This window comes from Treponema medium, from assembly GCF_017161265.1.
GTDB lineage: Bacteria > Spirochaetota > Spirochaetia > Treponematales > Treponemataceae > Treponema > Treponema medium.
Window position 1 is genome coordinate 2,413,446 of the sequence record NZ_CP031393.1, and the last position, 12,331, is coordinate 2,425,776.

At 46.8% G+C, this 12,331-nt stretch carries 9 protein-coding genes; 1 reads left to right on the top strand and 8 read right to left on the bottom strand.

What is annotated here, in order from left to right; translation table 11 throughout:
* Positions 1–57 precede the first annotated feature (57 nt).
* The 8 genes from DWB79_RS10550 to DWB79_RS10590 all read right to left on the bottom strand — a co-directional run bounded on the left by DWB79_RS10550 (position 58) and on the right by DWB79_RS10590 (position 11,479).
* On the bottom strand, positions 58–1,125 hold the full coding sequence (locus DWB79_RS10550) for a flagellar filament outer layer protein FlaA (protein WP_016524031.1): 1,068 nt from the start codon (positions 1,123–1,125) through the stop codon (positions 58–60).
* Between the two features lie 69 nt (positions 1,126–1,194).
* Positions 1,195–1,575 (bottom strand): GerMN domain-containing protein, encoded by a 381-nt coding sequence (locus tag DWB79_RS10555; RefSeq protein WP_245541324.1) that lies wholly within the window; start codon positions 1,573–1,575, stop codon positions 1,195–1,197.
* Positions 1,576–2,197: 622 nt separating this feature from the next.
* Positions 2,198–3,232: an N-acetylmuramoyl-L-alanine amidase gene (locus DWB79_RS10560; protein ID WP_016524033.1), complete on the bottom strand. Its 1,035-nt coding sequence runs from the start codon at positions 3,230–3,232 to the stop codon at positions 2,198–2,200.
* Complete coding sequence (locus DWB79_RS10570) at positions 3,213–5,165, bottom strand: ATP-grasp domain-containing protein (protein WP_016524034.1); 1,953 nt, start codon at positions 5,163–5,165, stop codon at positions 3,213–3,215. The genes DWB79_RS10560 and DWB79_RS10570 overlap by 20 nt, the downstream gene beginning before the upstream one ends.
* Positions 5,158–7,872 (bottom strand): cytidylyltransferase domain-containing protein, encoded by a 2,715-nt coding sequence (locus tag DWB79_RS10575; RefSeq protein WP_016524035.1) that lies wholly within the window; start codon positions 7,870–7,872, stop codon positions 5,158–5,160. The genes DWB79_RS10570 and DWB79_RS10575 overlap by 8 nt, the downstream gene beginning before the upstream one ends.
* Positions 7,869–8,834, bottom strand: coding sequence for a glycosyltransferase family protein (locus tag DWB79_RS10580; RefSeq protein ID WP_016524036.1), 966 nt, complete (start codon positions 8,832–8,834; stop codon positions 7,869–7,871). Before DWB79_RS10580 ends, DWB79_RS10575 begins: the two co-directional genes overlap by 4 nt.
* Positions 8,806–10,401, bottom strand: a complete 1,596-nt coding sequence (locus DWB79_RS10585) for a spiro-SPASM protein (RefSeq protein ID WP_016524037.1) — start codon at positions 10,399–10,401, stop codon at positions 8,806–8,808. The genes DWB79_RS10580 and DWB79_RS10585 overlap by 29 nt, the downstream gene beginning before the upstream one ends.
* A gap of 70 nt (positions 10,402–10,471) precedes the next feature.
* Positions 10,472–11,479, bottom strand: a complete 1,008-nt coding sequence (locus DWB79_RS10590) for a GerMN domain-containing protein (RefSeq protein WP_016524038.1) — start codon at positions 11,477–11,479, stop codon at positions 10,472–10,474.
* Positions 11,480–11,599: 120 nt separating this feature from the next.
* Between DWB79_RS10590 and DWB79_RS10595 the strand changes: the two genes are divergently transcribed.
* Positions 11,600–12,280, top strand: a complete 681-nt coding sequence (locus DWB79_RS10595) for a helix-turn-helix domain-containing protein (RefSeq protein WP_016524039.1) — start codon at positions 11,600–11,602, stop codon at positions 12,278–12,280.
* Positions 12,281–12,331 lie beyond the last annotated feature (51 nt).

Genomic DNA, 12,331 nt, shown 5'->3' on the forward strand with positions numbered 1-12,331 from the left:
AAAAAAATAGGCGGTATTAAATACCGCCTATTATTGTATTAAGCAACTAATGCATTATTAGTTTGCAGCTTCAGTTGAATTTCCAGCCGCTGCAGAACCTTCAGAAGGAGTGAATCCTGCTTCGGTTGCCATTTTCTCTTGCTCCAAGAAGCGGAGAACTTGTGTTTGACCAAAGCGAGACAGTTCATGCTGCATACGCTCGTTGTTCATCTTTGTCTGGATACCCCAGATATCTTCATCAGCAAAATCGCGTACGGTGTTCAACACAGCTTTGTCATAGATGAGCTTAACATCTTTGAAGTAACCGACAAATGAACCACCGTCATGCGCTGCATCACGAGTAACCAAGAACCCTTCAAAAGCACTGAAAGGAAGTGACTGCGGATATACCGGATAGATCCGAGTTTCGCGGGCACGCACGTCCGTCAAATATGCAGGATTATTCCATACAAGCTCTTTCCAACCGTCAAACAGCAAATATCCCATGAAATAGCGCTTTACTTCGTTCTTTTCATTGCGAATGAGTACGTAAAGACCATGGGGGAAGTTCATACCGTAAGTATTAACCGCAATAGACTTGATAACACCGGTATTGCGAACAACGCCATATCCGTCTTCAAAGCGACCTTTACCTGAAGCCTTTTCTTCATCGGTCGGCTCCTGAATATTTCCTTGTTCATCAACCTGTGCAAGCGGTTCATACATCGGTATATCAAAAGTCGGTTCAATCGTTGCACTAGCATTATGTGCCCAGAGAGGAAACTCAATGCGGACACCCATCAAGGTTTGACCTGCAAAGTTCTTCGCTTCATCACTGACTTTTGCTTCAGTAGCATGAGAAACTGCAACAGCAGTCGGATTGCGGGAAGACGAGTTCAAAACTACTTCCCACTGACCGATAGCCAAAGATGTTCTCATCAGAGCCTTCTGCTCATCGGTGTAGGTAGAACCTGCGACGGTAGCATAATCCATAACCGTTCTGCGGTTCTGAGTCATAGCACCGTTCTTATCCGCGAGAATATCTGCGTTCAATAACGCAAAGTCAACCAAAATTGCTTCTTCAGCAACCGCAAATGCACCGATAAAGAGAAGTGCAATTGCTACAAGTATGCTTGTTCTTTTCATTCAAAAGCTCCTTTTCCATTGTTAAGAATGCCCTGTTGAAAATAAGTATACGAAAGATACCTATTCTTGTCAACTCTTTTTATTATCGGCTGAAATATGAGAATTTTTTACATAGACCGGCACACCGTCAATATAAAAATAAACGGTAGTGATACTTTTACAGTTTACCGCAATATTTTTCCGAAACAAAGTATAAACGGTATAAAAGTCGGGCGCTTTAACGTTCGGCGTTAAAACCTGAGCGGGCAAATCGACATATAATGCATTATTACGCACAAAACAGCTGCGGGGCAGTAATTCAGGATCGGCAAAACGTAAAAAACGATGATCAGCAGGACCAAGCAGCAATTCATTCACCAGCGACACGGCAAGTTCCGACTCGTAAAGTTGCGGTAGATACCGTTCTTCAATACCGGTACCGCCATCACTTTGCGAAAAATACAAAAGCATACGCTCCTGTTTGGGACTCATCATATACGATAAAGACAACACTCCGGCGATTACACTAAGCAGTAGCCAGCATATCAACCTCGGTTTTGTAAAAAAACTCATCTCATACCTTACCTATCAGGGCAATCGCATCAGATATTTTTTGAGAATCCCCGCCAAATAATTAAGGCTGTTCAACCTTTCCTTTTAAAAATATGAGGGCATCTGCGTTGTCGCTACGCCGAAATAAATACTCGCCGTATACCCGATACGTCTCCGTTTTATTTCGGCTAGGCTCCTAGCATCTGCTCCGCCTATTTTTAAAAGGCTTACGGAAAGATTTTCAAAAACAGTCCATTATTCTGCGATTCTTATCTAGTTATCTGATGCAATTACCCTTCTTTTAACAATAAACCGCACGAAATTTTGTTTCTTTAAAATGCGACAGTTGAACAAAATATAAATTTTGGAAACTGTTGCATTGGTGCGCTGAAAGCGCACGCATCAATAAGCAAGTTTTCTTTCGAAAACTTGACGGTTAAGGTGAGCGGCGCCATTTTAGACGCTCACCTTATACCTTTGAAATTTCGTGCAAAAGGAAGGTAACCGCTCAAATATTTCTCGTGCGGTTACCCGATTTTACCTATTGACCCTCGAAGCGAGAGATAAATGCAGTGAGACCATTATATATTCCTTGTGCGCATTTTTGCAAGTAGGAAGGGGTATTCAGCCGTTTTGCTTCTTCGGGATTGGTTACAAAGCCCAGTTCAATGAGTACGCTCGGCATCTTCGCATTCCGCACAACAAACCATTCCTTTTCTTTTAACCCGCGGTTTTTACTCTCTTTGCCGATCTGAGCTTCCAGTCCGTCCGAAATATTTTTTGCGATTAAAATACTTTCCGTAGAAAATTCTTCTTCAAGCATTATATTTAAAATATGGGCAATCTCTTTTGATGTTGCATTTTTATCGATTAAATCGCGCCGATAGTCGGTAGGTAAATACCAGATCTCAAAACCGTAAGGAGCCTTGTTAAACGGAGAAGCGTTTGCATGGATCGAAATATAGAGGATGGCTTCATTTTTCTTGAGGGGAACTTTATTCGCCATCTCAACCCGTTCCTCTAAACTAGGGTACGTGTCGCCGGAACGAGTCAGCAGGATTTTTTTATCGGGATAGCTCTTACGTAACATATCATAGAGAGAAAGTGAAACGGTTAACGCAATATTTTTCTCGTAGACGGGGATAGTTTTACCATTTTCAATGTAAGACCCGATAGTACCGGGATCTTTTCCGCCGTGCCCGGGATCAATGAGAATGGCGCCGACACGGAAAAACGAGCCGGTATCAAATTGCTTAAAAAAATCCTCCAACTGCGTAAAGAGTACTGCGGGAAGCTGCGGCTGAGCATTTGTTCCCATCAGAGGAGCTTGAGCGATTACCGTTTCACGATAGTCAAAAAACACAAGCGGCGTACCTATCCGGCACTGAGCCGTATGGTCTCCGACCGTAAACATAATTTCCTGTGACAGCGGATCCCATGTTACATCAGCGCCGAGCGTTTTTGCTGCATCAAGCGCAGAAACGGTTTTCTCCGCAGCGAAGGCGGGAGCAATACCCGATAAAAAGAGAAAAATACCGGCAATAAAAAGTATACTGTTATGCCTTTTCGCAGTCATACCAATAGAGTAATCCTTGTAGTCCGCCACGGATAAGCGCTTTCCAATATCCGTTCTTCCGCTGCATAGCCGATGAAATCGAAATACAACCAGATGCCGGAGCGGAGCCATCGGCTTCCGCCGGAGATATAACACTCACCGCAGAATTTTCTGCCGTTTCGGAAACGCACAATATTGAAGCAAGCCCCGGCTCTTCCGCAAGCGCTTGACACAGCAGTTCACGGAGCGACCTGCCTTGCAGATCGCGGGCAGTACCTAACGCTGCAACTAAAAAGTCCGGCAGTACAAAGCCTTCTTTTTCTTGGTAAACGGAATCCGCGAGTAACCGGTCGAAAAAAACACTCGAATCTACAGAACAATCTGCGACACGTTGAAGTTTTCTATCCGCAGTGGGATCCGCAGTAAGCACATCTGCGCTTATTCTTGCCACAGCAGGAGCTGCAGTAAGCGCATCCGCAGCTACCTCTGCCGCGGCCGCGGCACTAGCAAGCGGCTCCGTAAATTGCAGAAAATTCGGCGGAAATATTTGCTGTTCTGCAGGAGAATGCAGCTCTGCCAAGAAAGCATCGGTTTCCGCAACATGAGGAGTAAGCCGCAGTACAATTTTACGGCAGGCGGTCTCGCTTGCCAGCACCGCTTCCCGGCGGCTCGGCGCAGCGCCCAGTACATTGCCGCATTTTTCTACATTGTTCTGCGGGAACACCACCGTATCGCCTACTCCAACACGGGGAAATACATCTTTGACGAAGGGCGCTGCGCGTGCGGCTTCCAAGCCGCTGACGGCTGCCACCTGCCCGGGAATGGAAATCCATGCCCGCTCCGCAGACACAAACGGACAGTTTTGTTTGAGCGGGATAATGAAAGAATCCTTCCCGCAGGTGTGCAGCCGAGGCGAGCCGCCGAGTGCAAGGGTCAACGCTGCCGCCGTAATATCCAAACCGCAGCTGTAAGGAACCGTCCAGCCGGACATGTAACCGCCGGAAAGGCGGGCGGCGATCTCTCCGACAAAGGCCTTACCGCCACGCACCAGAATGTCGCCCTTCACTGCTCCGTCGGTTAAGCCGAGCGCATAAACGCCGCGTTCAAACACCGATATAACCTCATCGGCAATTTCTTGCGGACACTCCGACGGGATGGTATGCCCCATCTCGATAAAATACGGAGGAAAAAAGATATGCCGGTCGGCAAGCGCTGTGATGTACAGCCGCCCGCCGAAAACCAGCCCTTCAATCGAAAATTCGCTTCCTTCTATATATTCTTCAACGATGACGCGCCCGCTCCGCGAATACCGCAATGCGGTCTCCGCAGCTTCCCGTAATCCGGACAAATCTTTGACGAGCGAACACCCGCGGGCGCCCATGTTATCGACGGGCTTTACCACCAGCGGGAAGCGTCCGGCAAGTTCGCCGAGCCGCCGTTCAAGTGCATTAGTTACGGCTGTAGCTGCACCCGCATCACTATACCGGACATTATCTGTTGCATCTAAACGATCAGTCGGAGCTGCAGTACTTGAAGCAACTACCGCCGAAGATGCAAGGTCGGCGGTGGTCATCTCAATAAAAGCGGGAGATGGTACGCCGGCTTTACGGAAACATTCACGCATCCGCACCTTGTCCGTCGCATTGAGCGCCGCTTCGAGCGTGTGCCCGCGCAAGCCGCAGGCAGCCGCAATAGCGGCAACTGCGGCGGAGAAATCCGTCGCGGCGGTAAACACTGCATCAAGTCCGCCGTTCTGCTGTAAATATCGCGCATAGTCGATAAGGTGCGCGGTATCTTTTAAGTCGATACATACGAACTCATCGGCTTCCGTTGCACACACCGCGGACGGATTTCCGTCGGCTGCAACGACAGTGCAGCCGAGCGCGCGGGCAGCGCGTATCGCAACACCTTGCATAAAACCTGCGCCGAGCATAAACACCCGTTTTTTAGTCATCAAACGCTCCCATCTTTACCGCATAAATCTCCATACTGTCGCCAAGTTTAAAGAGCTTACTGACCAACATCAATATATTCCAGCGGAAGCCGCCTTTTTTTATCTTGGCTGCATGGGGGAACCGCTCCGGATGATGCCCGATGGACACAATCTTCTTTACAGTGAAACCGTAGCGTTCCAGCTGTTTTTTTGCCTGTCGCCTATCCCAGATGGTATAGTGGTCTGTCGGGCTTTGCGCAAAAAAGAGACGGCGGTTCCACCGACCGGTAACGCCCGACAGCGCAGGCGTGGAAAAAGCAAAAATTCCACCTCCAATCAAAAGATCGGAAACCTTTTGTAGCACCGAATTCAAATCCTGAAAATGCTCAATAACAAACCACATTGCAACGGCAGAAAAACCGCCTGATTCAAGCGGAATACTGAGCGACTGGTTATGCTGTTCGGTAAATGTTTTTTCAACCGTAAAAGGAAACCGTGCCGGAAGTACCGGAAAAGGCGCCTGACAAGCAGGAAGCTGGAGCGTCTTACAAACATAGTGCACAGCCTCCGCCGAAATATCGGTACCGACGGGATTCCAACCGGACTCCTTTGCAGCCGCAAGGAAGGGGCCATAAGCGCAGCCCACATCGAGAATCCGCTTTGTCCCGTGATGTAGGCCTTCAAAAAGCGATTCTTCCTTGCCGCCATTAAAGACCTTCGCATAGATTGCATTAATGATCGACATCCGCCGTAAGCCCTGCCGTTTAATCGATTCAAAGTCTTCCAGATAGGTCTTACCGTACTGAGCTTGATATTCTTCAAAAAAATACTGTTCGCCGTACTCTTTTTTTTCTGCAGCAACAAACGACGGATAGTACATCCCGCAAACAGGACAGTGCGAAACCGTTTTATTCTCTGCCCGGCCTTCGGGAGGAAGCAAAGCCTGCTCATCGCAGAGCGGACAACGATGCGCAGTTGCTGTAGAAAGCTTCAAGATAAAATCGGCAAGACTTTTTTCTTTTGACTGCGGCGTAACGATCGATGGAATACCGATACCAGCCTTGAACAACGCCTTAATATCCTGAGCGGACGGCATACCGGCAGGCATCGTTGAAAATCCTGCATTAAGCCCCAGTCGATAATGATAATCGGTCGGAGAAACAAGAATAACCGCACAGCCTGCGGCGAGCGCTTCAAAGGCGGTAAAACCGTAGTGTGTTACAATGATATCCCATTCGCAGAGCCTATCCCGCAGATTTTCCAAATAGGGATACACATAGAGGTTCATTTTCTGCTGAGAATACTTTTTTTCATTTGGCTCAATAACGGAAACTTCCGCACCGAGCTCGGCAAAGATATGAGCGAGTGGAAGCCCCATGTGAGCGGCATCTTCTCCGCCGCAGACAATCAAAAGTTTTGCATTTTCAATGGGAAAAAAGTATTTCCCGTTCCTTTCATATTTTTTAAAAGCGCCGTCCCGTTTCCGCTTTTGCGGCAGCGCAATAAAGCCCGTTTCGGTGAGATTTGCCCGAAGCGCTTCAACCGATTCAGGCTGATCCGTAGTATGTTTGGAGTGATCTGTAGTACGGTTCATCGCTGATTGCGAAGAATTTGAAGCATTTAATGAATCCGGCGAAGGCTTCGGCGCCGATACGTCAGACAACTCAATGGAATGGGGTAAAGTAGGGAGAATATCGATCAGATAGTCGGCAAAAGCCCTCCCCTCGCCTCCTTCATCCAAGGCGATGACCGGCGCAATTTTTTTAAGCTGCCGCACTTCTTCCGCCTGTGTCCTAAAATTATCGAGGATAAAGACGCATGTTTGCTCAGGAATTTCATTAACAGTCTCAATATTTCCCATCTTCTTAATGATATCCTGAACGAATGGAGGCTCAGATGAAGATCGGAGATACAACACACAGCGTAGCTGAGGGGCAAGCTCTTGCATCAAGCTGCAGGCACGGCGGAGATGTCCCGTTCCCTGCCCTTCCCGTACCGACGGAACAAACACGGCAATTCTACCGGCATATCGGCATGCCTGCATAACTGCGGACGAAGACGGAGGCATTGCAGTCTTTTCCCTTTGTAGATACTGCATCATCAATTCCGCACGGTTAAAATCATCCCGCGTATCGACTGTTGTCCGCAAGTGCGGCGCATACCACCGCAATGGAGCGGTTTCTTTTACACAGATAAAGGTATCGGTATGCCGATACAGCGCGGGACCAACGTGTTCATGGTCATACGCATCATCGGTCAGCCGTTCTGCGGTAAGCAAGCTCTTCGCCTTTATAATTTCGACGCCACTGCCGTGCGGAAGACCGGTGTAGGTAAAGTAATCAGGCTCTCCCAGTTCCACAAACCGCTGAACGGAAGCTTCGGCAGCTTCAGTAAACAAAAAAGGATTGTCACCCGTTGCGCGGATAATCGTTGTAATGGGACGGAGTGAAGTTTCAAACTGCTTAACAACCGAACAAAAACGGCCAAGCACATCGGTTTCCGAACCGCTGATGAGGGTATAATGAAATTGCTCTGCAAGCGGTGCAAAATCAGCTGCCGATGTATAATCGCAAGCAAGGATGTACCGTTCCGCAGGAATCTCCCGCATTGCTTCAAGCGTATAGGCAAGAAGCGGTTTGCCGCAAAGGTTCAAAAGCGCTTTGTGCGGCAACCGTGAAGAATTGAGGCGTGCTTGTACAACAACGGCAACACCTGAATAAACGCTCATATAAAAGGCTCCCAATGCTCTATCAATGTACGGGCGGTGGTAATAAACCGCTTCTTATTCAATTCAGTCCATCGCCGCGCTTCAGAAAAATGCTGCCATGCATGCAGCGGGTTTAAGCCGGAGTTATGCAGATAGCTCCAGAATAATTTAAAAGGAATAGCAGCCTCTCCGCCCGTCAACTCCGGTGCAAGATTTTTAAGATAAAACTGCCGATATGAAGCATCAACGGAAATATTTTCAGGCGGCGGCTCGCCCTCATAGTGAATCCTGAACGACGTAAAGATCCGGATCGCCTCCCCCCAGAGGTGTGCACGAAAACCGAAATCAAGGTTTTGCCAATAAGGATTCTGAATAGTATAATCAAAACCGCCGAGCTGCATACACTTATTTCTACTATAAATTCCCATAAAATCATAGGGATAAATAGTTGCGGTCTTATTTTTGATGCAGGAAAGCTGTTCGGTCGAAAATCGATTCCCATTCAGGCTGGGAACCATTTGATTAGGTACCGCTTCACCTCGCACATTCGCCAGCACAGGCGCTGCACAAAACAAATGCTCTTGTTTAATCTTTTCAAGTACCCGCTCGGTAAAACTTCCCGGCGGAATGCGTGTATCGTTCCATAATACCATAATATATGGAGCGGACGTTTCCGCAAAGCCGAGATTAATCATCTCCCCGACGGTGAGTTTTTCTTGCGGAAATAAAAACCGTACTTGCGGAAATTTTCCTGTGAGGCTTTCCATGTCGCCGACATCGGCACTTGACTCTATCGAAATAACAGAGGTAAATCCTTCAGCTAAGAGCTGTTCAAAAAAGAGCTGTCGATAATACTTTCTGCCGCGGTTTAACACAACAACGCAAAAATTTTCCGCCTTGTCTTGTCCCCGATACTGCATACCGCCGATAATAGTATGTGAAACCTTCCGTTCGTTAAAAGTTGTAGGTATAATATTCGTCACAGTGCTCACATACCCCCTTATAGCAGGATTGTATCTGATCGGAGTAAAAACGCCGGCCGTTTTCCCAAATCGTTTCGAGCGGCATCGTAAAGGCATTGCCGAGTACAACCGAACAGCTGACATCTTCTTTACAGAGCGGAACGGTTCCGTCTGTGCAAATAGACAAATCCCGCTTGAGGTGCCAGCAAGGATGCCGCTTCAACGGAGAAATGTCGGCAGGGCGGCGGTCGGGAAGAATCCCGCAAAGATGATCGTATTTTTGGATAAGCGGCTTTGCTTCTCGTTTTTCCCATAGCCGGTAAAAAGGCTCCAATTCCGCTTCATTTTCATTCATACGTGTCATCTGTACCCACACCGCTTTGGGAAAAACTTTTGCTAATTGATCCGCAAAAGTTACAGCCTGCTTTAAATACCGTTCCGCATCCTCATCGGGAAGCTGATGCACGGTGCCGTACGTTTTTGAACCTGCCGCATCGATATCGACAATCCAGTAAATCGGCAAGCGCCCGTTACTTCTCGGCGGTATATCCCTGCAAACTTGAGCGAGCCGATCAAAACACTCAAGATTAGCTGCCGTTTTTTCTACAACACCGCTCGTTTCTATCAAGACTGAAAGATTCTGATGGTTCAATATCTGCGCCACAATCGTTGCAAACTGGGGATGCAAGAGCGGTTCCCCATAGAGCGACAGCGAAATAACGGCGCTTTCGGAAAAAGCGGCAATCGCATCAATGAGCCGAGCGGCGGCTTCAAAGTCCATACAGCAAGAATCATCAAAGTTTTTAGGGAACAGATTCGGACGGTAGATGGAAGGTAAGGGATGATAGGCGACTATCTCCATACCGTAATAGGCAGGCAGCGGCCGCAGGAATTCTTGCCGCTCGGTGATATATGCTGCATAGTTCTCCGCAGTGATACCGGTAAAATGACTGCACAAGAGCCAAGAAGCCTTGCTGTCGGCGTAAAAAGCGAGTCGCAGGTGCCGCATATCTTCGGGCGCAATCATCGTTTCCAAGTCGTAGGAGTTTATATCTTTTTTAACGGTATCAAAAAGAAAAGAGCGATTAAGCGGCACCTCTGCTGCAAAAGGCAGCGCTGCTAATATGGGTACAAGACCTGCCGAAACGATTTGCGGAAGAAGCCCCTCAGGATACCCATCCGCAAAACTGTATTCCGCCTTATAGGTACAATGCTGAGCATAGAGCTGCGCCGCACCCGCACTGTCTAAAAAAGGGGCATCTGCCCATGCAATAAAGATATGATCTGCTTCCACTGCAAAAGGGGTAAGCGCCTTAAAAAAGGCAGCAGCGGTATCCTCTGCAACCGGAACTACCTGTACCGGCGGCAGGGTGGAAAGCTGTACATCATCGCAGTATTTTTGAATTGCAGCGCATTGCTCGGTTGCTGCGGTTATAATGGTACCCGCATAATCGGGAAAACGGCTTGTACGCTCCAGTGCGGAAGCAAGAGCAGTACAACCGTCTTGGGTAAGCGGCCGCAGAGCATAATCGGAAATACCGTTTGCAGCCAGCACAACAAAAGATTTCATACTCTCCAATATCGGCATAAAATCCCCTTCGGTAAACCGCAGGACATCTCCAAAGCTTCAGTTTTTAAAAGACGCACGGGAATTCACGTTAGAAAGAAGTACGCGAAAGCGGTGTGCCTATCCACACACCTTCAGCGCCAAGATATTCTTTTTTTTGCCCTTCAATCAGAAACTGCACCGATTTTACGGTCGAAAATTCCGTCGCTGTAAATACCACTTGCAAAAGCTGCGCTAAGGCACCATCAATGCCGTATTGGTTAAACTGAAATTCCTCACTCACATTGATAAATGCTACACCATCTCTGACCCATGCGGAACGGAGCTTGGTGTCGGGTGGAATAAGCGTTCGTACGCCCTGTTTTAACTCGTCTACAGTAGGAGCGGCAAAAAGGGCTTCAAGCGCATCGCTCATCGGCGCATCGGACTTAGGAAGCAAACGGATCGCACTCTTAGGAACGAGCTTTCCATCCGCATCTACCCGAACCCAGTATATAACCGCTTTTCTTACCGCTGCCGGTTGACTTTTATCGGTTTCGGATTTTGCCGGTGTAGTTGCATTCGGTTTCTGTGCTGATGAAGAAGTAGCCTGCGGCTGTTGTGCAGCTGTAGCGGTACTGCGCTGCGGCGCCGTCCGTTCTTCAACCGGTTTGGACGTCGTCGAACTGGGGACAGTTGTTTGCCCGCTGTTTTGTTGCGAATTAACTCGACTATTATTTTCAGACTGAGGTTTCTTGATTTGCTCATTGGTACGCGTATTGGAAGCTTCGGGCTTTTGTGATTCAGCGGACTGCTTACCACTACTTTGTTGCGGCTTAGCAGGTTCACTGTTCGTTTCTTGTTCAGGTTCTTTACTTCCGTCTCCTTTTATAGGAGTGCTATCTCCGCTCTCTTCCTTAGATTGAATTTCAGGTAGCGCTTGTGAAGATTCTTGAGGCGTTTCAACTTTATCTTTTAAGAATATGCTTCTTGCGTTCGTTTTATCTAAAACAAAAGATATTGTGTCCTTATTCAAGAAAAAAAGTACCGCAATCAATAAAATAAATACAATCCAAAAGAGACAACCGAGCGATATTTTTCTTTTTGTACGTTTTGCCATAGATAAGCATCATACGATACTTTATAGACCGTATGCAAGTAGGTAAAAGCAAGACACACAGTTTCGACAATTCTCTGATAAACGATTGAGCATAACAGGTATTCAACCGAAAATAAAAGTATGAGAGTGCTTTTATATGATCAAAATCTGCAAAGAAATAAAAGTCTCCACCGGTATCTCGAAGATGCCAACATACAAGTTTCGGCTGCGTATTGTTTAAAAGATTTTCTTTCCAAGTTCAAAAGTCCGTCACTTAAAATTTTACTCATCGAACACAGTAGAATACAGCACTATAATATCGACATTGAGGAATTACTTGACAAACTCGGATTAACATTTACCGTGATCGACTATAGCGAAACCGAAACTACCTTTGATTTTACCGTTCATTACCTATCGGAATATTACTACTTTCCATTTACAACCGAAAAAGATAAAGAATTGATTAAAAAAGTTAAAAAGAAGCTTCGAAAGTATAAAAAACAAAAAGAAAAATATACATCTCAAACGGAACATCAAGTTTTCAATGCTTATTCCGCCAATGCAAATAGTGTCAATCGAGTAATGGAACATTTCTCGAAGAAACAAAAACAACTGATTACAAGATTATTAGAAAAGAAAGACGGAATAAGCGTAGAAGAAATTATTGAATTATTAAATGCAAAAACGGTTAAAAACAGCCAAAATTATGCGCAAACGCACATCTATCGGCTTAGAAATAAGCTCAACCGCCTACTCGGAGATGAATACATCATTTCATACAAAGATCACACATACCAACTGCTCTGTATTCATAAATGACAGCTGTTGTCAGTAACCACCCCCCTGCCGAGGGCATCTGCAAAAATCATA

What these genes read in the sequence shown, in the direction of transcription:
- DWB79_RS10590 (WP_016524038.1), bottom strand. Translation starts at nt 11,479, where the DNA reads ATGGCAAAACGTACAAAAAGAAAAATATCGCTCGGTTGTCTCTTTTGG.
- DWB79_RS10560 (WP_016524033.1), bottom strand. Translation starts at nt 3,232, where the DNA reads ATGACTGCGAAAAGGCATAACAGTATACTTTTTATTGCCGGTATTTTT.
- DWB79_RS10585 (WP_016524037.1), bottom strand. Translation starts at nt 10,401, where the DNA reads ATGCCGATATTGGAGAGTATGAAATCTTTTGTTGTGCTGGCTGCAAAC.
- DWB79_RS10570 (WP_016524034.1), bottom strand. Translation starts at nt 5,165, where the DNA reads ATGACTAAAAAACGGGTGTTTATGCTCGGCGCAGGTTTTATGCAAGGT.
- DWB79_RS10550 (WP_016524031.1), bottom strand. Translation starts at nt 1,125, where the DNA reads ATGAAAAGAACAAGCATACTTGTAGCAATTGCACTTCTCTTTATCGGT.
- DWB79_RS10595 (WP_016524039.1), top strand. Translation starts at nt 11,600, where the DNA reads ATGAGAGTGCTTTTATATGATCAAAATCTGCAAAGAAATAAAAGTCTC.
- DWB79_RS10555 (WP_245541324.1), bottom strand. Translation starts at nt 1,575, where the DNA reads ATGCTTTTGTATTTTTCGCAAAGTGATGGCGGTACCGGTATTGAAGAA.
- DWB79_RS10575 (WP_016524035.1), bottom strand. Translation starts at nt 7,872, where the DNA reads ATGAGCGTTTATTCAGGTGTTGCCGTTGTTGTACAAGCACGCCTCAAT.